The organism is Micromonospora sp. M42, assembly GCF_000568915.1.
Classification (GTDB): Bacteria; Actinomycetota; Actinomycetes; order Mycobacteriales; family Micromonosporaceae; genus Micromonospora; species Micromonospora chalcea.
The window spans coordinates 5,391,063-5,412,322 of record NZ_KK037233.1 but is presented as its reverse complement, the minus strand read 5'-3'; the positions used below and the strand labels follow the sequence as shown (position 1 = coordinate 5,412,322).

Below are 21,260 nucleotides of genomic sequence, written 5' to 3'. Positions count from 1 at the left end.
ACCCGCCGGTACGCCGCGCCTACCGCCCGTGGCCCCGGCAGAGCCGGATCCACCGGTAGCCGTACCCGCCGAGCTTGAGCCGGTCGAGCTTGCCCACGTCCTCGTAGTTGCGGTCGCTGAGCACGTCGATCGGCAGGTCCGCCTCCGGGGCCAGCGTGCTCAGGTCCACCTCGACGTCCTCGGTGCCGAGGTTGTGCAGGAAGACCATCGTCCCGGTACGCCCGTCGGCGCGGTGCGCGAGCACGCCCGGCGGCATCGGCACGTCGATGTGGGTGGTGCTGCCCGAGCCGGTCTCCGGCGCCTCCCGCAGCGTCCGGATCATCCGCTCGAACCAGCCGAGCAGCGAGCGCGGGTCCTTGCGCTGGGCGGTGACGTTGACGTTCTGGTAGCCGTACTCGCCCTTGTCGATCACCGGGCGGACCAGCTTCTCCGGCTCGGCGGTGGAGAAGCCGGCGTTGTCCGCGTAGGACCACTGCATCGGGGTGCGGATCGCGTCGCGCCCGTCCAGCGACAGGTCCTCCCCCATGCCGATCTCCTCGCCGTAGCGCAGCACCGGCGTGCCGCGCAGCGAGAACTGCAGCGAGTACGCCAGCTCCATGTGCCGGCGGTCGTTGCCGAGCATGGGCGCGAGACGACGGCGGATGCCCCGGCCGTAGAGCTGCATGTTCTCGTCCGGGCCGAACTTCGCCAGCACGTCGTTGCGCTGGTCGGCGGTGAGCCGGGACAGGTCGATCTCGTCGTGGTTGCGCAGGAACGTGGCCCACTGGCCGCCGGTGGGCAGCTTCGGGGTGTCCCGCAACGCCTCGATGATCACCTCCGGGTCCTCCCGGGCCAGGGCGAGCATCAGCCGGCCGTTGAGCATGAAGTCGAACAGCATGTGGATCCGGTTGCCCGAGCCGCTGCCGTCACCGAAGTAGACGGGCAGCTCGTCCGGCTCCACGTTCGCCTCGGCCAGCAGGACCGCGTCGCCACGTCGCCACTGCACGTGCTGGCGCAGGTCGGTGAGGAAGTCGAAGTCCTTCGGCGAGTTCGGGTTGCCCGGCTCGGTGCGCTCGATGATGAACGGCACGGCGTCCATCCGGAAGCCGGAGACGCCGAGCTGGAGCCAGAACGAGGTGATCTTCTTGATCTCCGCGCGGACCTTGGGGTTCTCGATGTTCAGGTCCGGCTGGAACTTGTAGAAGCGGTGGTAGTACCAGGCCTTGGCGGTCCGGTCGTAGGTCCAGGTCTCGTGCTGTTCGCCCGGGAAGACCATGCCCTGGTGGCGGTCGGCCGGCTCGTGGTCGGCCCAGACGTACCAGTCCCGGTACGGCGAGTCCGGCGAGGACCGGGCGGACTGGAACCACGGGTGCTGGTCCGAGGTGTGGTTGACCACCAGGTCGATGATCACCCGGATGCCCCTGTTGCTCGCCTGGTGCAGCAGTTCGGCGAAGTCGCCGAGCGTGCCCAGTCGCGGGTCGACGTTGTAGAAGTCGGTCGCGTCGTACCCGTCGTCCTCGTTGGGCGAGGGGTGGATCGGGTTCAGCCACAGGCAGGTCACGCCGAGCCGGGCCAGGTAGTCCAGCCGGCCGATCAGCCCCTGGAAGTCACCCACTCCGTCGCCGTCGGAGTCCGCGTACGTGTCGACGTCGAGGCAGTAGACGACCGCCTCCTGATACCACCTGTCACCCATGCGAGGACTACTTCTCCGAACGTGCGCGCCGTCAAACCCGGTACGGTGCCGGGATGAACGAGGCGTACGACTGGTCCGCCGGCCACTGGCTGAACCCGCCCGAGCGGGCCGAGCCGGTCGACGGCGGCCTGCTCGTCGAGCCGCACGGCGGCAGCGACTTCTGGCGGCGCACCAGCTACGGCTTCGTGCACGACGACGGCTCGGCACTGCTCGCGCCGTTCGGCGCGGGCAGCGCCGTGGAGGTGTCTTTCCTCCTCGACTACTCGGAGCAGTTCGATCAGGCCGGTGTGCTGGTCCGGGTGGACGAGCGGCGGTGGACCAAGGCCGGGGTCGAGGTGAGCGACGGCGCGCCGCAGGTCGGCGCCGTGGTCACCGACGAGTTCTCGGACTGGTCGGTGGCGCCGGTGCCGCAGTGGTCGGGCCGGGAGGTGACGGTCCGGGTGAGCCGGGCCGGGGACGCGCTGACCGTCCGGGCCCGGTGCGACGACGAGCCGTGGCGGCTGGTCCGCGTCGCCCCGCTCGACCCGGCGGCCCAGGCGTCGGCCGGGCCGTACTGCTGCTCGCCCAGCCGGGGCGGGCTGCGGGTCCGCTTCACCGGCTGGCGACGGGGTCCGGCGGACGCCGCGCTGCACCCGGAGGGATGAGTCACAGGTGTGACACCGGCCGGTCCGGGTAACACTTTCGGATCTCCGGCTCTCGCGTGGAAGGACCGACATGGCCCTGGCCCAGGACGTCGACCCGAACCAGTTCACCGGGCTGACCGGCTGGGTGGCGAGCGTGATCGACTCGCTCGGCGCGGTCGGCGTGGCGTTGCTGGTGGCGCTGGAGAGCATCATCCCGCCGATCCCGAGCGAGATCGTGCTGGCGATGGCCGGTTACCTGTCCGCCGAGGGCCGGTTCAACGTGGTGTTCATCGTGCTCGCCGCGACGGTCGGCTCGCTGCTCGGCGCGCTGGTGCTCTACTGGCTCGGCGCGGCGCTCGGCGAGGAGCGGCTCAAGCGCTGGCTGGACCACATCCCGCTGGTCGACCTGCAGGATCTGGAGAAGGCCGACCGCTGGTTCGAGCGGCACGGGCGGTGGGCGGTGCTGATCGGCCGGGTGGTGCCGGTGGTCCGCAGCCTGGTCTCCGTCCCGGCCGGCGCGAACCGGATGCCGCTCGGTGAGTTCATCCTGCTCACCACGCTCGGCAGCGGGGTGTGGAACGCGCTGATCGTCGGCGCCGGGTTCACCCTCGGATCGCGGTGGGAGGACGTCGACAGGTACAGCTCGTGGTTCAACTACGCGATCTTCGCCGTCTTCGGTTTCATGATCGTGAGCTGGGCGGTGAAGAAGGTGCGCCGGCGGCGCGCCCGGCAGTCGGTGACCGCCGGGCGCTGACCGCTTCGCGGGCTCAGAAGCCGGCGGTGATGCCGGTGAACTCCCAGGTGTTCTGCGCGATGCCGGAGCAGTTGGCGACCACGCCGCCGCCGGGGCAGGGCCGGTCCCGGTTGACCGACCAGAACGTGAACCGGGCCAGGCCGCGCGCCTTGGCCCAGTCGCGGATCTGCGTCCAGGTGGCCGGCGAGGTCAGCTCCTGCTGGTCGGAGAGGCCGTTCATGCCGGACAGGCCCATGTGGGCGTACGCGGTGGCGTCGGACCAGCCGAACGCGTTCTTGAGCGCGGTCTTCAGGCCCTCGGCCGCGTTGACGGTGCTCTGGTACATGTTCGCGCCGCCGCCGAAGTCGAACGGCATGATCGTGAACACGTCGATCCCGGCGCCCTTGGCCGCGGCCTGGTTGATCAGCCGGGTGCCGTAGTACGACGGCCCGGTGGTCGAGGTGCCGAACGTGATGATGGTCTTGATCCCCGGGTTGTTCTGCTTGACGATCTTCAGGGCGTCCAGGATGCGGTCCTGCACCACCTCGTTCTCGAACTCGTCGCTGTTCTCGATGTCGATGTCGATGGCCTTCAGCCCGTACGCGTTGATGACCTGCTGGTACGCGCCGGCCAGCGCGGCGGCGGACGAGCAGTTCGGGCCGAGCTTGTTGCCGCTCCACCCGCCGAAGGACGGGATGACGTCGCCGCCGGCCGCCTTGATCGCGGCGATGGTGGCGGCGTGCGTGCCGCCGGTCAGCGGACCGCTGCCGTCCCAGGCCGGGGTGCAGCCGCCGCCGGAGAGCACGAACGCGATGGTGAACCACTTGATCCCGGTCGCGCCCATCACGGTGGACGGCGCGGGCGGGTCGCCCCAGCCCGGGTAGAGGTAGGGAGCGGCGGCCATCGCGCCCCCGCCGCCACCGGTGCAGCCGCTGGTGGTGGCCGCGACCGCCGCCGACTTCGCCGACTCGCCGCTGCCGTTGTACGCGGTCACCGTGTAGCTGTGCCCGCTGCACGCGGCCAGCCCGGAGACGGTGGCCGAGGTGCCGGTGACGGTGGCCTTGACCGTGCTGCCCTCGTAGACCCGGTAGCCGGTGACGCTGCCGGAGACCGCGTTCCAGGCGAGCGAGACCGACGACGCGGTGGTGCCGGTGACCCGCAGGCCGCCGGGGGTGGCGGGCGCGCCCGGGTTGCCGGGGTTGCCGCCGCCGGCGCAGGAGGCGCCGTTGACGGTGCAGTTCACCGGGTCGCCGGTGCCGCTGACGACGAAGCCGAAGCTGGTGCTGGCGCCCGGGGCGAGCGCGCCGTTCCAGGACTGGTTCACGGCGGTGACGTGCTGGCCGGAGGTGGTGAGGCGGGCGTCCCAGAACGAGCCGAGCGTGCTGCCGGACGGCAGGTCGAACTGGACGTTCCACGAGGAGATCGCGGCGGAGCTGTCGTTTGTGACGGTGAACCGGGCCTCGTACCCGCTGCTCCAGCTGGAGGTGCGGACGAAGGCCGCGGTGGCGGCGGAGGCGGGCGGGGCGGCGAGCAGCGCGCCGGCGACCACGGCGGTGGTCAGCGCGGCGGCGAGCGTCGCCAGGCGGGGGCGGAGTCTCACGGCGTCCTCCAGGGGACGGGCGGGGGGTGGAGAGGGATTCACAACCGTCGACGTGCGCCTATTATTAGGAGTGTTAACTGTTTCTGTCCAGCACCGGTTCGACGCGACCCGGACCGGGGTCCGGGCCGCGCCCCCATCGGCCTCAGCGGCGGAAGGTGAACCAGTTGACGTTGACGAAGTCGGACGGCTGCCCGCTGCTGAACGTCAGGTAGACCGTGCGCCGCCCGGTCACCGCGCCGACGTTGCCCGGCACCGAGCGCCAGGTCTGCCAGCCGCCGGTGTTGCCGATCGCGAAACTGCCGATCGGCGGCGCGGTCGGGCTGTCCACCCGGACCTCCACCAGCCCGCTCACCCCGGACGCCGCGCCGGAGGCCACCCGGGCCACGAAGTCGCGCGGCGGCGTGGAGCCGAAGTCGACGTTGTCGTAGCGGGCCCAGTCGCCGTTGGCGAGCCAGCCGATGTCCTGGCCGCCCTCGGAGCACGTCTCCACCTGCACGCCGTTCTGCGCGTTGAACGACTCGGCCTGGATCGTCGAGTAGGCGTCACGCACCCCGCCCGGCGGCGGCGTGGTCGGGGTCGGCGACGGGTTGCTCCCGCCACCCCGGGTGTAGACGGCCACGTAGTCGACGAGCATCGACCGGCCGGACACCGTCGACGCGGTCGGCGTCGCCGAGCCGGCCACGCCGTCCGGGAAGCCGCCGCCCATCGCCACGTTGAGCAGCAGGAAGTAGCCGGCGTGGCTGGTCATCTGACTCCAGTACGGCTCACCGATCTGGTTCTGCCCGACGGTGTGGAAGAGTTGGCCGTCGACGTACCAGCGCAGCTGCTGCGGGCTGATCGAGGCGTCCCACTCGAACCGGTAGGTGTGGAACGCCGACTGGCAGGTGCTGCCCGGGCAGGCCCGGGACGCGCCGATGCCGTTGAACTCCCCGCACGGGCCGCCCGGCGCGACGCCGCAGTGCAGCACGCCCCAGACCGAGTTGATCCCGTTGACGTTCTCCATCACGTCGAACTCGCCGATACCAGGCCAGTTCTGGTAGTTGCCCCGGTACGGCGAGCCGAGCGCCCAGAACGCCGGCCAGTACCCGGATGCCGCCGCGCCGGTCACGTTCGGCATCTGGATCCGGCCCTCCAGGGCCAGCACGCCGCCCGACGGCGGCTTGAAGTTCGCCCGTACCGTCTCGATCCGGGCCGAGGTCCAGCGGCCGGCCGAGTCCCGCAGCGGCGTGATGCGCAGGTTGCCCGAGCCGTCGTGGGCCAGGTTGGCGGTGCTGGAGGTATAGGTCTGGATCTCGCCGGTGCCCCAGTTGGCCGGGCCGCCCGGGTAGCTGGTGCCGGTATCGATGATCCAGTTGGCGGACGAGGGCAGCGTGCCGGCCGAGCCGGTGAAGTCGTCGCTCCACACCAGGCTCCAGCCGGAGGGAGTCGGGGGCACCGCGGCCTGGGCGGTCATCGAGACGCCCGCGAGCGCTGTGGTGAGCGCGAGCACACCCGCGGCCAGGGCGAGGCGGCGGCGCGATCGGGGCACGGTGGCGGAGGCGGCCGGAGCCGCCGGGATCGGGTTCATTCGGGGTGCCTCTCTGCGGGGACGGGTCCGGGAGAGCGCTCTCTGAGAGCGATTTCTACGCGCCCGCCCCCGCACTTGTCAACGCTTGTCGATGGCTGCCGCCGGCTGCGGGCGACGCAGCACCACCTGCTCCAGCGCCGTCCACGCCGTGGTGGTCACCAGATAGAGCACCGCCGCCAGCGGCACCACCAGCGCGACGAGCACCGTGCCGTACGGCAGCAGCGGCAGCAGCCGGCCGAGCACCGCCGCGCCCGGACCCTCGGTCGGCGTCCCGGCAACCGTGCCGGTAGCGGCTGCCGCCCGGCGCATCCGCCGCGACGACCACCAGGCCAGCGCGAGCAACGCGGCCAGCAGCACGCCGAACACCAGTGGCACCGGGCCGGCCAGGCCGTCGCCGAGGTGCCACCCCAGCGGTACGCCGGCCAGCCGCTCCCCCAGCAGCTGCGGCGCGCCGTCACCGGTGGCGAACAGTCGGTACATGACCAGGAAGAACGGCGCCTGCAACAGCGCCGGCAGGCAGCCCGCGACCGGACTGGCCCCGGCGTTGCGGTAGAGCGCGAACAACTCGGTCTGGAGGCGGGCCGGGTCGTCGGCGTACCGGCGCTGGAGTTCCCGTACCTCGGGGGCGAGTGCGGTCCGGCGCCGCTCCCCGCGGACCTGGGCCACTGTCAGCGGCGAGATCAGCAGCCGGACCGCGGCGGTGAACAGGACGATGGCGGCCGCCGTGGCGGCGCCGCCGGTGAGCGGGGCGAGCACGTCGGCGAGCCAGGTGACGACGGTGGCCGCGGCCGACGCCGCGGAGTGCAACGGTGCGAAGGCGAGCATGGGTGGACCCCTCGGTGGCGATTCCGGGTGTCCCGGGCGGCGACGTGCCGCACGGCGGGACGGATGACGACGGAATCGGCCGCGAAAGCCGGGAAGGAAACGGCGGCCCGCCGGCGCGGGCCGGAGGGTGGCTACGCGGCCGAGGGGCGCAGGCCGGGTGCGCGGGGGCGCGGACGCCCCGGCGCGTTCGGGTCGACCTGGCGGGGAACGCCGCGACGGCGGGCGCGGGCCCGCAACGCGGCGGCGAACCGGGTGCCGGGCGGCGTGGGCAGCGCGCGGACCCGCAGCGCGAGCAGGGTGGCGAGCAGCAGCGCGGCGACCACCGCCGCGCCGGCGAGCAGCCCGGCCGGCCGGTCGGCGAACAGGGCGAGCGCGTACGCCCACGCCCCCGTCAGCACCGCCAGCATCCCCGCCACGCGACCACGGTATCCCGCCGTGTCACGCCCTGCTGCCCCGTGCGCGAACGCACTCGACCGACCCGAACGGGCGAACCGGCGCCGACACGCCCACCGGCACGTTTTCCGGAACGGACACGGTGGGTAACAGGTCCTCGGCCACGCGGCACCGTGCCGCGAGTGGTCCGGAGGAGACGGTGGTGGCGATGAGCGGCTCAGTGGCGGAGCGGGAGCGGAGCGCCGCGTCGGGCGGAACCGACCTGCTGACAGTCGGCGTCGAGGAGGAGTTCCTGCTCGCCGACCCGCACACCGGGACCGCCGTACCCGCCGTCGACCTGGTCATGGAGCAGGTGCCGGCCGAGCTGCGCGGTCAGGTGGAGCGCGAGTTCCAGACCAGCCAGATCGAGATCGGCAGCCCGCCCGGGCTGGACCTGTCCTCGATCCGGCACTCGCTGTCGATGCTGCGCGCCGAACTGGCCGACGCGGCCGAGCGGGCCGGCGTACGGCTGCTCGCGATCGGCACCGGACCGGTCGACGGGCCGGTGCCGCCGGTGGTGGACAAGCCCCGCTTCGACCGGATGATCGAGCGGTTCCGGCTGCTGGTGCCCGGTCCCGGCAACAACGGCATGCACGTGCACGTCGGCATCCCCGACCCGGACACCGGCGTGCAGGTGCTCAACCACGTCCGGCCGTGGCTGCCGATCCTGCAGGCGGTCACCGCGAACTCCCCGTTCTCCCGCAGCGAGGACACCGGGTACGCGAGCTGGCGCTCGGTGGAGTGGGAACGCTGGCCGTCGGTCGCGCCCACCCCGTACCTGGAGTCGCACGAGCACTACGAGCGGCTCATCCGGCAGCTCATCGCCAGCGGCGTGATGCTGGACGAGGGAATGCTCTACTGGTACGCCCGGCTCTCCGCCAAGTACCCCACCGTGGAGATCAGGATCGGCGACGTCTGCCCGACCGTGGACGACGCGGTGCTCGTCGCCGCGCTGGTCCGCGCGCTCGTGGCGACCGCGCTCACCGACATCGCCGCCGGCCGTCCCGCCGTCAACACCGACCACCACCTGCTCGTCGCGGCGCACTGGCGGGCCGCCCACGACGGGCTGGAGGGCGAGGGCGTCGACCTCACCGACGGCGAGCTGCGCCCGGCCTGGGAGCTGCTGGACCGGCTCGTCGACCGGCTGCGCCCGGAACTGGATCGGCACGGCGACCTGGACCGGGTGACCGACCTGCTGGGCGGGCTGCGCCGGCACGGCAGCGGAGCGGCCCGGCAGCGGGCGGTGTTCGCGCGTACCGGGCGGCTCGTCGACGTGGTCACGGACGTGGCACGCCAGACCCGTGGCTGAGCGGCCGCACGGCCGTGTCCCGGCGTGACAGGATGGGCGGCGTGGCGGAGCGCATGATCGTCATCGGCGGCGACGCCGCCGGCATGTCGGCGGCGTCGCAGGCGCGTCGCCGCCGCCGCGACCGGTCCGACCTGGAGATCGTCACGTTCGAGCGGGGGCACTTCACCTCCTACTCGGCCTGCGGCATCCCCTACTGGGTGAGCGGCCTGGTCGAGGAGCGGGACGAGCTGATCAGCCGCGATCCGCAGACCTTCCGCGACGACTTCGGCATCGACGTCCGTACCCGGCACGAGGTCACCGCCGTCGACCTGGACCGCCGCGAGGTGATCGCGCGGGACCTGGACGGCGGCGGCGAGGTCCGCGCCGGTTTCGACACCCTGGTGTACGCCACCGGCGCGTCCCCGGTGCAGCCGGACTGGGCGCGCGACGACGTGTCGGGCGTGTTCGGCGTACAGACGCTGGGCGACGGCGCGGCGCTGATCGACTGGCTGGAACGCGAGCCCCGGCCCCGGCGCGCGGTGGTGGTCGGCGGCGGCTACGTCGGCGTGGAGATGGCCGAGGCGCTCGTGCAGCGCGGGCTCTCCGTCCAACTGGTGGAACAGGCCGACCAACCCATGTCGACCGTCGACCCGGACATGGGCGAGCTGGTGGCCGACGCGATGCGCGCCACCGGCATCGGCGTCCGCACCGGCCTCACCGTCACCGGGCTGGAGGAGCGGGACGGCCGGATCTCCGCCGTGGTCACCGACGAGGGACCGGTCCCGGCCGACGTCGTGGTCCTGGGTCTCGGGGTACGCCCCAACACCGCGCTCGCCGAGGCCGCCGGACTGCCGATCGGGCCCTCCGGCGGCGTCCGGACGGACCGCCGGATGCGGGTGCCGGGCGTGCCCGGCGTCTGGGCGGCCGGTGACTGCGTGGAGTCGCTGCACCGGGTCAGCGGCATGCCGGTACACATCCCGCTCGGCACGCACGCCAACAAGCAGGGCCGCGTCGTCGGCATCAACATCGGCGGCGGCTACGCCACCTTCCCCGGCGTGATCGGCACCGCCGTCACCAAGGTCTGCGAGCTGGAGGTGGGCCGCACCGGGCTGCGCGAGCGGGACGCGCTGGACGCCGGCTTCGAGTTCGTCACGGTGCTGGCCCAGTCGACGAACCGGGCCGGCTACTACCCGGGCGCGCGGGAGATGACCGTCAAGCTGATCGCCGAGCGGCCCAGCGGGCGGCTGCTCGGGGCGCAGATCGTCGGCTGGTCCGAGGCGGCCAAGCGGATCGACGCGCTCGCCGTGGCGCTGTGGAACGGCATGACGGTGGACGAGATGACAGCGCTCGACCTGGGTTACGCGCCGCCGTACGCCCCGGTGTGGGACCCGGTGCTGATCGCCGCCCGCAAGGCAGTCGACGCCCTCGCCGCCGCTGTGTAAGGAAGGGCCCCCTATTAACGCCTCCGGTAGAGGAAGGGCCCCTTCTTAACACCGAGACCCGGGTTTGTCGGTGCCCGGCGTTAGCGTGTGCGCGTTGCCGGTCCGGCACTTCCCCTCGGAGGTAAACCCCCATGTCACAGGAGACGACCTACCTCGAACTGTCCGAAGTGGACGGTGGAGCGCACAAGTTCTACGAGGTGGTGGTCGACGACACCGCGATGACCGTGCGCTACGGGCGCATCGGCGACCAGGGCCAGGTGAAGACGAGCACCTTCCCGGACAACGCCCGCGCTCGCGCCGCCGCCGCGAAGAAGATCGGCGAGAAGGTCCGCAAGGGGTACGCCCCGGCGGTGCGCGGCGTACGCCAGAAGCGCACGGTCTCGCGCCGGCAGATCGTCAGCACCCGCTCCACCGCCCGCACCGCGCCGGTCCTCTGGCGGTACGCCTCGGGCGCGCCCGCCTTCGGCATCTTCGTCGACGACCGGCACTGCATGGTCGGCAACGAGCACGGCGTGATCACCACGCTCGACCACGACGCCCGGCTGGTCAACCAGGTCCGGCTCCCCGACGGGGTGAAGTGCATCGTCGCCGACGACGCCTGGGTCTACGCCGGCTGCGACGACGGCAACGTCTACGACCTGTCCGGCAAGGTGCCGCGCGCGGCGTACGCGATCGCGCCCGAGATCGACATCTACTGGCTGGACATCCACGACGGCGTGCTGGGCGTGTCCGATCGCGACGGCGGCATCTCGGCGATCGACCACGAGGACGAGTTCCTCTGGCGCCGGCCGGGGCGCGGCCGGTCCGCGTGGATGGTGCGCTGCGACGCCGACGCGATCTACCACGGCCACTCGCAGGGGGTCACCGGCTACGACTGGCGTACCGGGCGGGAACTGTGGCACACCGGCACCGGGGCGGTCCTGTTCGGCTGGCAGGAACGGGACGCCGTGTTCGCCGGCACCGGCACCCGCGAGGTGGTCCGCCTGCGCAAGGACGGGCGGGCCGAGCAGACGTACCGCTGTGACGCCGCGGTCTTCTCCTGCGCCACCGCCGAGGGCGGCCGGTACGTGTTCGCGGGCGACAGCGCGTCCTCGATCTACTGCTTCGACCAGGCCGGCAACCGGCTGTGGAAGCTGGGCACCGGCTGCGGCTCGGCGTACTCGATGCAGTACCACGACAATCGGCTCTACGTGGTCACCACGAGCGGCCACCTGGCCTGCATCGACGCGAGCGAGGCGGCGATCCGGGCGGCCGAGGCGGGCAGCGTGCCGGACGTGGTCGACGTGAAGGCGCCGGCCCGGCTGCCCGAGCCGGCCGCCTGGACGTCCGTCGAGGTGACCACCGACGACCGCGACGGCGTGCTGGTGCAGTGCGTCGAGCAGGGCGGCCGGCTGCGCGTCCACGTTCTGGCCGACGGCTACCGGCGGGACTGGCCGGTGCAGTTCCCCAAGGGCATCCGCGAACCGGGCGCGCGCTTCCTGGTCACCGAGATCCGCGAGTCCGGCCGGGGCGGCTTCTACCGGGCATACGGGGACATCCGCCGGCTGCGCTGAGCCGCCGGCCGAGTCGGAGGGCGGGTCGGCCGGGGTCCTCGGCCGACCGTCCCGGCGAATCGACAGGCCGACGGGGCAGCCGGCAACACATCGACGGAGTACGGTACCGACAGGAGAACTCTCCGTTACCGGTCAACCTCGGAAGGGGCACCGACATGCGAGTGTGGCGCATGGCCGCGACGGCTCTTCTCCTGCTGCCCGGCGGTGTCCTCGTCGCCGCGCCGCCCGCAACCGCCGCACCTTCCGCAACCGCCACGCCCTCCGCAACCGCCACGCCTTCCCCTGCGGCCGCGGCGGACCAGACGCCACCGGTGCTGGTGGACGTCACGGTCTCACCCGACGCGGTCTCCGTCTCGGGCGTCGACCTGGTGCCGGTGACGGTGACGGTGCACCTGACCGACGACACCGGCGTGGTCGAGGCCTCCGAGATGGACGGCGGCTCCCTGCCCTACGTCGGTCTGCGCCTCGTCGGCACGGACCGCACCGACGGCGCCGAGTTGTCGCTCACCGCTGGCACCCCGCAGGACGGCACCTGGAGCGCGACGATCCACGTGCCGTCGACCTGGAACGGCACCTGGGAGGTCCACCGTCTGGTGGCGACGGACGCCGCCTGGAACCGGCTCGACGTCGACCCGCCCGCCTCGGCGGACACCAGGCTGGAGGTCACCGGCACACACCGGCCCGCGGTCACCATGCGTCTCACCCCGAACCCGCTGGTCGGTGACGGACCGCTGACCGTGGCGGGACGGTTCTACTACGAGGACACCGGCGAGGGCATCGGTAACCAGCCCATCTTCTTCGGCACCGACAACCTCTGCGTTGAATATCACAGCGAGCCCAACGGCACCACCAAGGCCGACGGCACGTTCTCCCGGACCTATCCGAAGGGCGACAGCTACCTCAAGTGCGTCGGCATCACCCGTCCGTCCAACTCGAGGGTCGCACCGTCCTACATCGTCGTCACGGCAGACCATCCCCGGGTGAAGCCGACAGTCACGGCGAAAGCGAACCGCACCACCGTCACGCCCGGCACCACAGTCACCATCACCGGCGAGGTGAAGCCCGACGCCGGCTGGAACATCGAACTACAGCAACTCCAGGGCAGGACGTGGCGGAAGGTGGCCGCCGACCTGACGAGCGGAGACCGCGGCGCGTACCGCATCCCCATCACGCCGAAGACACCCGGCACCTTGCGCTACCGCGTAGTCGTCCCGAGTGAAGACCCGGCGACGGTCGGCGTGTCCGAGGTGGTCACCGTACGCGTGTCGACACCCGGCGGCGAGCCCTCGCCGGGCGGCGGCGGAGGCGGTGGCACCGTCGGAGGCGGAGGCACCGGAGGGCTTCCGATCACCGGTCCCGCCACCGCGCCGCTGGTGGCTGGCGGCGGGGCTCTCCTGATCGTCGGCGCCGGCCTGATGCTGCTGGCCCGCCGCCGCCGACCGACCCCGGACGGACGGTAGATCCGGACGGGCACCGGGCCGGGCACGACGACTGACAGCCACGGCCCAGCTTGATCAACACCAGGTCGCCGAGGTGGTGGCATCAACGGCTCCGCGACACCACCACCTCGGCGAGGTGGTGTTGATCAAGGGTGATGATGCCACCACCTCGGCGAGCTGGTGGGAGGCGTGGCTGCGTCAAGGGTGGGACCGGCGTCGGCGGTGATCTCGGGCAGATGAGCACCGTCCGGTTGATCCATCTCGTTTTCGTCAGGCCGCTCGGCGAGGGCCGGGACGGCCATGAGCGTCACTTCGTCGGCGTGCGCGTCGAGGACGCCGCGGTGCACGGCCGGTCGCCTCGCTCGGCCAGGATGACCGGATGGGGTGTGACATTCCTGAGAGCCTGCGCTGGGTCGAGCGGACGGAGGCCGGGCGGGCCTGGCTCGCGGAGCTGCCGGACCGGCTCTCCGCGTGCGTCGCACGGTGGGAGCTGACGGTCGGGCCGCCGTTCGGGTACGCGTTCGCGTCGCTGGCGCTGCCCGCGACGCTGCCCGACGGGACGCGGGCGGTGCTGAAGCTGCAGTATCCGGACGACGACAGCCGTCACGAGGCCACCGCGTTGGCGCACTGGGACGGCCGGGGCGCGATCCGGCTGCTCGCCCACGATCCGGGCCGGCGCGCGTTGCTCGTCGAGCGCTGCGACCCCGGCACCCCGCTGTACGGCCTGCCGCCCGACGCCGCGCTGGAGGTGGCGGTCGAGCTGCTGCCCCGCCTCGGGGTGCCGGCCGGACCGCCGTTCACTTCGCTCGCCGAGGAGGCGGCCGGCTGGGCGGAGCGGATGCCGGGCAACTGGCAGCGGGCCAACCGCCCGTACGAGCGGCGGCTGCTGGACGCCGCGCTCGGGCTGCTCGCCGACCTGGCGCCGAGCCAGGGTGAGCAGGTGCTGGTCAACCAGGACCTGCACGCCGGCAACATCCTGGCGGCGGGACGCGATCCGTGGCTGGTGATCGACCCGAAGCCGCTGGTCGGCGAGCGGGAGTTCGCGGTGGTGCCGCTGGTGCGCGGCGCCGAGCTGGGCCACTCCCCGGCGGCGGTCCGGCACCGGCTCGACCGTCTCAGCGCCGAGCTGGGCCTGGACCGGGAGCGGGTACGCGGCTGGGCGATCGGCCAGACGGTGGCCTGGTGCATCGGCGGCGACCAGGTCTTCCCCGGCAATGTCGAGGCGGCCCGCTGGCTGCTCGACGAGATGTGAGTCAGCCCGCCTGGCAGGTGGGGCACCAGTACAGGTTGCGTCCGGCCAGCGTGCCCCGGCTCACCTCGGTGCCGCAGACGTGGCAGGGCGCGCCGGGGCGGCGGTAGACGTACACCTCGCCGCCGTGCCGGTCGACGCGCGGCGCGCGGCCGGTGACCTCGGGCAGGTCGGCGTCGCGCACCGTGTCGATCCGGCCCCGCTCGACCGCGCGGGTCATCAGCGTCACCAGGTCCGTCCAGAGTTCGGCCCAGCCGGCCGCGCTCAGGTCGCGGCCCGGCAGCAACGGCGGCATGCCGGCCCGGAACAGCGCCTCGGTCACGAAGATCAGGCCGGTGCCGGCCACCACCGACTGGTCCAGCAGCAGCGCGGCGAGCGGGGTGGGGCTGCGGCGGATCCGCGCGTACGCCCGGTCGGGGTCGGCGTCGGCGCGCAGCGGGTCCGGCCCGAGCCGGTCGCGCAGCGCCGTCACCTCGGGCGGGGTCAGCAGTTCGCAGGCGGTCGGGCCGCGCAGCTCCAGCCAGTTCCGGTCGCTGTGCAGGCGCAGCCGCACCTGCCCGACCGGGGACGGCGGTTCCCCGGGCCCGTCGGCGAACTTCCCGTACAGACCCAGGTGTACGTGCAGCGTCAGCTCGCCGGCGTAGTGGTGCAGCAGGTGCTTGCCGTACGCCTCGGTGCCGTCCAGGACGGTGCCGCTGAGGCGGGCCGCGCCCTCGGCGAAGCGGCCCTGCGGGCTGTCTGCGTGCACCTTGTCGCCCGCGAACAGCTCGGCGTGCCGGGCGGCGAGGCGGTGGATGGTGTGTCCCTCTGGCACAACGACCAAGCGTAGCCAGCGGATCGGATGGCCGGCCACGTCGGGTGCTGGGACGACGTTGAATCGACGTGCGTCGACTGAAAGACTGGCGGCGGTAGCGCTCGGGAGCCAGTGCGAGCCGCTCGATCTCGCCGGAGGGACAAGCGCGGGGTGATGTGCCACCCCGGTGCCGGGCAGTCGTCTCCGGCGCTCCGCCGTGCCGCTACGGCGGCGACATCGCGGTCCACCACCACTCCGGCGCCGACCGCCCCCGGCGCCCCCAGCTCGGGAGAGACACATGCTCCGTACGCTCGGCGCGGCACTGGCCGCCACCCTCACCCTGACCGGCCTGACCGCCTCGGCCGGTGCCGACCAGTCACCCGCCGCCACGGCGATGACGGCCGCCGCCACGGCGACGCCCACTCCCACGCCCACCTTCGCCTGCCCGCCGGCGCTGCCGGTCACCGGCCAGGTGACCGGGGCCACCGCGACCAGCGTCACCATCACCTACTGGATGGTGCTCAGCCCGCCCTGCGGCTACGACCCGCCGCTCCTCGTCAGCCTCTTCACCAGCCGCGAGGACGCCACCGCGTGGCGCAACCCGGTGGCCGAAGCCGTCACGGGGCCGGAGCGCCAGGGAAAGGTGACAGTCACCGGCCTGGCCCCCGACACCGACTACTGGTTCCGGTTCGGCGACACCCACGGCACACGGGACCCGTACGTGATCGGCGGGCCGGCCCGGACGTCGGGAACCTGCTCCGCGACGGCCACGATCGACGCCGGCTGGGGCGGTGGCTTCGTCGCCACGGTGACGGTGCGCAACGACGGCGCCGAGCCGGCACCGGGCTGGCTCGTCTCCTGGCGCTGGTCGGGTGACGAGCGCATCCAGTCGGTCTGGGGTGGGGTGGCGGAGGGCACCGGCCAGGACGTCGCGGTCCGTAACGCCTCCTGGAACGGGACGCTGCCGCCGGGTGGCTCGACGACGTTCGGCCTGCTCGTGGCGGCCGGCGCGACGCCCGGCACCATCACGCCGAAGTGCGGCAGGTGACAGCCGTGCGAGGGACGACACGGTACGGCGCGGTCGTGGTGGCGCTCGCGGTGGCGCTCGCGGCGACGGTGCTGGGACCGGCGGCGGGCGCGCTGGCGGCGCCGGTGACAGTCACCAACGGCACCCAGTTCACCGACACGAGCGGCGCCGTGGTGCACGCCCACGGCGGCGGCGTGCTCAAGGTCGGCGACTACTACTACTGGTTCGGCGAGAACCGCAACCCGGACAACACGTTCCGGGCGGTCTCCGTCTACCGCTCGACGGACCTGCGCACCTGGGAGTTCCGCAACAACGTGCTCACCCAGTCGTCGGCGGCCGAGCTGCGGGTCGCCAACATCGAACGGCCGAAGGTCATCTACAACGCCGCCACCGGCCGGTTCGTGATGTGGATGCACAAGGAGAACGGGTCCGACTACAACGAGGCCCGGGCGGCTGTCGCCTCCTCGGCCACTGTGGACGGCAACTACACCTATCACGGCAGCTTCCGGCCGCTCGGGCAGCACATGTCCCGGGACATCACGCTCTACAACGACAACGGCACCGCGTACATGATCTCGGCCGCCGACGACAACTACGACCTGAACATCTACCGGCTCACGTCGGACTACCTCAACGTGGCCACCCTGGTGGGCAACTTCTGGGACGGCGCGCACCGCGAGGCGCCGGCGATGTTCAAGCGGGGCAGCACCTACTTCCTGCTGACGTCGGGGGCGACGGGGTGGAGCCCGAACCAGGCCCGGTACGCCACCGCGTCGAGCATCTCGGGACCGTGGAGCGGCTGGACCGACGTGGGCAACGGCACCACGTTCAACTCGCAGCCGGCGTTCGTGCTGCCGGTCCAGGGCACGTCCGGCACCAGCTACCTCTATCTGGGTGACAGGTGGGCCGGAGCGTGGGGCGGCCCGGCCAACGACTCCCAGTACGTGTGGCTGCCGATCGCCTTCCCGACCGCCACCAGCATGAGCCTGACCTGGTACCCGTCGGTCACCATCGACGCGGCGGCGGGCACCGTCACCGGCAACTCGCCCGCGTACTACCGCGTCACCGCCCGGCACAGCGGCCGGGTGCTGGACGTGATCAACGGCTCCACGGCGAACAACGCCGAGGTCAAGCAGTGGAGCTGGAACGGCGGCGGGAACCAGAGGTGGGAGTTCCAGGACGCCGGCGGCGGATGGTTCCGCCTCGTCAACGCCGCGAGCGGCAAGTGTCTCGACGTCGCCAGCGCGAGCACCGCCGACGGCGCCAACATCATCCAGTACACCTGCGGCAGCGGCGCCAACCAGCAGTGGCAGTGGGCCGCGCGCGACGGCTGGTTCCAGTTGCGGGCCCGGCACAGCGGCAAGTGCCTGGACGTCGTCAACGCCGGCACCGGCGACGGCGCGGACGTCCAGCAGTACACCTGCGGTTCGGGCACCAACCAGCAGTGGTCACGCACGGTGGCGTGACCGGACGGCACGCCTGAGCGTGCGGAGCGAGCCCAGGGGTGTCGATTTCGGCACCCCTGGGTACTTCCTGCATGTCATGCGCGGCCTCCGCGCCTGGATCAGGAGGTGCCACAGTGAAGATCCTGTCCCGCCGGAACGCTCCGGCGACCAGTACCGATACCAACGGCGACGGTGTCGTCGACGAACGCGACCGGACCGCCGAGCAGCCGGCCGACCGGCCGGTGGTCACCGACCGCGACGAGGAGCGGACCACGTACCGCAGCGCCGCCACCGCCACCGACGACGAGCGCGCCCGGGACGCGGCGACCGACCGGGACGCACGCGACCTCGACGCCACCACCGACGGCCGGACGGCGGCCACGACGACCGGCCGCCGGACCGTGGCGGCCGACGACGAGCGGGAGGCGGAGGCACGGCGGCGGGCCGCGGACCGGGGCGCGGCGGCGCGTGCGGTCACCGGCCGCCGGGGCGACGCCGACACGCGGACCGTTCCGGTGACCGACGCGCGGACCGCCGGCGCGGCGCCCGTCGCCGAGCGCACCACCGACCTGGACCGCGACGGCCGCGCCGACCTCGACCGGGACGGCGCCCCGACGGTACGGACACCGACGGCGACGGTCGGGTGGACCGGCCGGAGCCGTACACCACGAAGCGTCCCCGGGCCAGCCTGCTCGCCACGCTCGGCCTGATCGTCTCCGTGGTCGGGGCGCTGTTCGTGCTCTCCGGCACGCTCGCCGGGTACGGCATCGGCGTCGGCGCGGCCGGCGCGGTGCTGGCCGTGCTGGGCCTGATCGCCACCCGTCGCCGGCACGTGGCGGGCAAGACCGACGCGCTGATCGGCATCGCCGTCGGCCTGGCCGCGGTGGTGCTCGGCATCGTGGCGATGACCGGCCAGTTCGACTGGCCGACCACCGACGGCGACTGGGCGGGCCGCTTCCGCGAGTGGCTCGACTCACAGTTTGCCAACTGGTTCTGACGGGCACTGTCCCGATCGCCGACGCAGGGCGTCGGCAGCCTGATCAGCTCCGGTGGTTCACCGGCCGGGCAACACCTCTTTCGGGGGCGGCGGTTCGCCGCCCCCGAAGTGTGTCCGGCGTCGACGCAACGATCGTTCGCCACCCAGTGGCTCAACGCAACGATTCGCTGCTCAACGCAACTTCTCGCGGTGGATGTCGTCTACCCGGGCCGCATAACGTTGGACCACGGCGCCAGCCCGTGGGCCGACGGTGGCCGGGCGCGCCCGACCCTGGGAGCACGACATGACGATGGACGCCATCCGCCAGCGCTTTCTGATGTGCCGGCCGACGTACTTCGCCGTCGACTACGCGATCAACCCGTGGATGGACCCCACCGCCCCGGTCGACGCCGACCTGGCGATCCGGCAGTGGGAGCAGCTTCGGCGCACGTACCTCGACCTGGGCCACGAGGTCGACCTGATCGAGCCGGTCGCCGGCCTGCCGGACATGGTCTTCGCCGCGAACGGCGGCACCGTGATCGACGGCAAGGCCATGGCGGTGCAGTTCCGCGACCCGCAGCGCGCCGACGAGGCGCCCGCGTACCGGGCCTGGTTCGAGGCCGCCGGCTTCGAGATGTACGACCCGAAGCACGTCAACGAGGGCGAGGGCGACATCCTGCTGGCCGGTGACCACCTGCTCGCCGGCACCGGGTTCCGCACCGCGCACGCCTCGCACGCGCAGCTCCAGGAGGTCTTCGGCTACCCGGTGGTCACCATGCAGCTGGTGGATCCCCGCTTCTACCACCTGGACACCGCGCTCACCGTGCTCGACGAGCGCACCGTGGCGTACCTGCCGGAGGCGTTCTCCCCCGGCAGCCGGGCGGTGCTGCGCCGGCTGTTCCCGGACGCGATCCACGCCACCATGGCCGACGCCGAGGTGCTGGGCCTGAACGCGGTCAGCGACGGCCGGCACGTGGTGCTGCCCGCGCAGGCCACCGACCTGGCCGCGAAGCTGCGCGACCGGGGCTACGAGACCATCGGGATCGACCTGTCCGAGCTGCGCAAGGCCGGCGGCGGACCGAAGTGCTGCACGTTGCGACTCCGTCAGGGAAAGGCGAGCAAGTGATCATCGACGACATGCTGCGGACTCCGTCCGCGGTCCGGGACGCGGAGCGTCACACGGCGCACAACTACCACCCGCTGCCCGTGGTGATCTCGTCGGCCGAGGGCGCCTGGCTGACCGACGTGGACGGCCGCCGCTACCTGGACTGCCTGGCGGGATACTCGGCGCTGAACTTCGGCCACCGGCACCCGAAGCTGATCGAGGCCGCGCACGCGCAGCTCGACCGGCTCACGCTGACCAGCCGCGCGTTCATCCACGACCAGTTCGCCGACTTCTGCCGCGAGCTGGCCGCGCTCTGCGGCAAGGACCTGGTGCTGCCGATGAACACCGGCGCCGAGGCGGTGGAGACCGGCATCAAGGTGGCCCGCAAGTGGGGCTACCAGGTCAAGGGCGTCACGCCGGGCCAGGCCAACATCGTGGTGGCGGAGGGCAACTTCCACGGCCGTACGACCACCATCGTCAGCTTCTCCACCGACGAGGACGCACGCGCCGACTTCGGGCCGTACACCCCGGGTTTCACCGTGGTCCCCTACGGCGACCTGGCCGCGCTGACCGAGGCGATCGACGAGAACACGGTGGCCGTGCTGCTGGAGCCGATCCAGGGTGAGCAGGGCGTCGTGGTGCCGCCGGAGGGTTACCTGCCGGGTGTGCGCCGGGTCTGCACCGAGCGCAACGTGCTGTTCGTCGCCGACGAGATCCAGTCGGGCCTGGGGCGTACCGGCGCGACGTTCGCCTGCGAGCACGAGGGCGTCGAGCCGGACATGTACCTGCTCGGCAAGGCGCTCGGCGGCGGCATCGTGCCGGTGTCGGCGGTGGCCGCAAACCGCGACGTGCTGGGCGTGCTCCAGCCGGGCCAGCACGGCTCGACGTTCGGCGGCAACCCGCTTGCCTGCGCGGTCGCGACCGAGGTGGTCCGGCTGCTGGCGACCGGCGAGTTCCAGCGCCGCTCGGCCGAGCTGGGCGAGCGGCTGCACGCCGGCCTGCGCGGCCTGATCGGCAAGGGCCTGGTGGCGGTACGCGGGCGCGGCCTGTGGGCCGGGCTGGACATCGACCCGGCGCTGATGACCGGCCGGCAGGCGTGCGAGCTGCTGATGGAGCGGGGTGTGCTCGCCAAGGACACGCACGGTTCGACCATCCGGCTCGCCCCGCCGCTGGTGATCACCGAAGAGGAGATCGACCACGCGGTGGCGCAGCTCGCCGCCGTGCTGGCCGGCTGAGGCCGTACGCGAGAAGGCGCCGGGACCGCGACGGTCCCGGCGCCTTCGCGTGCGGGTCACTGACGTGGCAGCCGCATCGCCATCGTCGGCGCCTCGGCCATCACCGAGTTCGGGGTGTACGTGGCGTCGCTGCTCATCTGGGCGGCGCGGCCCACCTGCACGCCCGGGTACAGCTCGATCAGGTCCCCCTCGGCGAGCACCCGGGACTGCTGCGGCGCCAGCGCGATCCGCTCGATCTCCGCCATCGAGCCACCCG

19 protein-coding genes and 1 pseudogene are annotated in these 21,260 nt (G+C 72.6%); 13 read left to right on the top strand and 7 right to left on the bottom strand.

Annotated elements, in window-relative coordinates; translation table 11 throughout:
* Positions 1-19: 19 nt before the first annotated feature.
* Positions 20-1,672, bottom strand: coding sequence for an alpha-amylase family protein (locus tag MCBG_RS25010; RefSeq protein WP_043328583.1), 1,653 nt, complete (start codon positions 1,670-1,672; stop codon positions 20-22).
* 53 nt (positions 1,673-1,725) lie between these two features.
* On the opposite strand from MCBG_RS25010, the gene MCBG_RS25005 reads away from it, so the two are divergent.
* A complete protein-coding gene (locus MCBG_RS25005; RefSeq protein ID WP_043328581.1) occupies positions 1,726-2,316 on the top strand; it encodes a DUF1349 domain-containing protein in 591 nt (196 codons plus the stop codon).
* A 70-nt stretch (positions 2,317-2,386) separates the two neighbouring features.
* Positions 2,387-3,049: a DedA family protein gene (locus MCBG_RS25000; protein ID WP_043328580.1), complete on the top strand. Its 663-nt coding sequence runs from the start codon at positions 2,387-2,389 to the stop codon at positions 3,047-3,049.
* Positions 3,050-3,062: 13 nt separating this feature from the next.
* On the opposite strand, the gene MCBG_RS24995 is transcribed toward MCBG_RS25000, so the two are convergent.
* From MCBG_RS24995 to MCBG_RS24980, 4 genes are all read right to left on the bottom strand, one after another.
* Positions 3,063-4,628 carry a cellulose binding domain-containing protein gene (locus tag MCBG_RS24995; protein WP_043328579.1) on the bottom strand — a complete coding sequence of 522 codons (1,566 nt, stop codon included), beginning with the start codon at positions 4,626-4,628 and terminating at the stop codon, positions 3,063-3,065.
* Between the two features lie 142 nt (positions 4,629-4,770).
* The gene (locus tag MCBG_RS24990) at positions 4,771-6,195 is read right to left on the bottom strand and encodes a carbohydrate-binding protein (protein WP_043328578.1); all 1,425 of its coding nucleotides are present in this window, start codon (positions 6,193-6,195) and stop codon (positions 4,771-4,773) included.
* 78 nt (positions 6,196-6,273) lie between these two features.
* A complete protein-coding gene (locus tag MCBG_RS24985) occupies positions 6,274-7,020 on the bottom strand; it encodes a YidC/Oxa1 family membrane protein insertase (protein ID WP_043328577.1) in 747 nt (248 codons plus the stop codon).
* A gap of 131 nt (positions 7,021-7,151) precedes the next feature.
* Positions 7,152-7,427 carry a DUF6412 domain-containing protein gene (locus tag MCBG_RS24980; RefSeq protein WP_043328576.1) on the bottom strand — a complete coding sequence of 92 codons (276 nt, stop codon included), beginning with the start codon at positions 7,425-7,427 and terminating at the stop codon, positions 7,152-7,154.
* A 185-nt stretch (positions 7,428-7,612) separates the two neighbouring features.
* On the opposite strand from MCBG_RS24980, the gene MCBG_RS24975 reads away from it, so the two are divergent.
* The 5 genes from MCBG_RS24975 (at position 7,613) to MCBG_RS24950 (ending at position 14,426) form a co-directional block, all read left to right on the top strand.
* The gene (locus MCBG_RS24975) at positions 7,613-8,761 is read left to right on the top strand and encodes a carboxylate-amine ligase (protein ID WP_043328575.1); all 1,149 of its coding nucleotides are present in this window, start codon (positions 7,613-7,615) and stop codon (positions 8,759-8,761) included.
* A gap of 41 nt (positions 8,762-8,802) precedes the next feature.
* On the top strand, positions 8,803-10,182 hold the full coding sequence (locus MCBG_RS24970) for an FAD-dependent oxidoreductase (protein ID WP_043330963.1): 1,380 nt from the start codon (positions 8,803-8,805) through the stop codon (positions 10,180-10,182).
* A gap of 131 nt (positions 10,183-10,313) precedes the next feature.
* Entirely contained in the window at positions 10,314-11,735 is a 1,422-nt protein-coding gene (locus MCBG_RS24965) for a WGR domain-containing protein (RefSeq protein ID WP_043328574.1), read from the top strand.
* 155 nt (positions 11,736-11,890) lie between these two features.
* Positions 11,891-13,195: a hypothetical protein gene (locus tag MCBG_RS24960; RefSeq protein ID WP_140946426.1), complete on the top strand. Its 1,305-nt coding sequence runs from the start codon at positions 11,891-11,893 to the stop codon at positions 13,193-13,195.
* Positions 13,196-13,553: 358 nt separating this feature from the next.
* A complete protein-coding gene (locus MCBG_RS24950) occupies positions 13,554-14,426 on the top strand; it encodes an aminoglycoside phosphotransferase family protein (RefSeq protein ID WP_043328569.1) in 873 nt (290 codons plus the stop codon).
* Between the two features lies 1 nt (position 14,427).
* On the opposite strand, the gene MCBG_RS24945 is transcribed toward MCBG_RS24950, so the two are convergent.
* On the bottom strand, positions 14,428-15,237 hold the full coding sequence (locus MCBG_RS24945; protein WP_043330962.1) for an Fpg/Nei family DNA glycosylase: 810 nt from the start codon (positions 15,235-15,237) through the stop codon (positions 14,428-14,430).
* Between the two features lie 277 nt (positions 15,238-15,514).
* Here MCBG_RS24945 and MCBG_RS24940 point away from each other — a divergent pair, with 277 nt between their 5' ends.
* From MCBG_RS24940 to rocD, 6 genes are all read left to right on the top strand, one after another.
* Complete coding sequence (locus tag MCBG_RS24940; RefSeq protein ID WP_043328568.1) at positions 15,515-16,264, top strand: cellulose binding domain-containing protein; 750 nt, start codon at positions 15,515-15,517, stop codon at positions 16,262-16,264.
* A 5-nt stretch (positions 16,265-16,269) separates the two neighbouring features.
* Positions 16,270-17,709 carry an RICIN domain-containing protein gene (locus MCBG_RS24935; protein ID WP_043330961.1) on the top strand — a complete coding sequence of 480 codons (1,440 nt, stop codon included), beginning with the start codon at positions 16,270-16,272 and terminating at the stop codon, positions 17,707-17,709.
* A gap of 113 nt (positions 17,710-17,822) precedes the next feature.
* Positions 17,823-18,398 (top strand): hypothetical protein, encoded by a 576-nt coding sequence (locus MCBG_RS24930; RefSeq protein WP_223201322.1) that lies wholly within the window; start codon positions 17,823-17,825, stop codon positions 18,396-18,398.
* Complete coding sequence (locus tag MCBG_RS34380; RefSeq protein WP_223201321.1) at positions 18,332-18,685, top strand: hypothetical protein; 354 nt, start codon at positions 18,332-18,334, stop codon at positions 18,683-18,685. The genes MCBG_RS24930 and MCBG_RS34380 overlap by 67 nt, the downstream gene beginning before the upstream one ends.
* Before the next feature lie 289 nt (positions 18,686-18,974).
* A complete protein-coding gene (ddaH, locus tag MCBG_RS24925) occupies positions 18,975-19,790 on the top strand; it encodes a dimethylargininase (RefSeq protein ID WP_181373781.1) in 816 nt (271 codons plus the stop codon).
* Positions 19,790-21,004 carry an ornithine--oxo-acid transaminase gene (rocD, locus tag MCBG_RS24920; protein WP_181373782.1) on the top strand — a complete coding sequence of 405 codons (1,215 nt, stop codon included), beginning with the start codon at positions 19,790-19,792 and terminating at the stop codon, positions 21,002-21,004. The genes ddaH and rocD overlap by 1 nt, the downstream gene beginning before the upstream one ends.
* A 56-nt stretch (positions 21,005-21,060) precedes the next feature.
* Here rocD and MCBG_RS24915 read toward each other — a convergent pair.
* Positions 21,061-21,260 (bottom strand): annotated as a pseudogene (locus MCBG_RS24915) (FHA domain-containing protein); the annotation flags it as partial.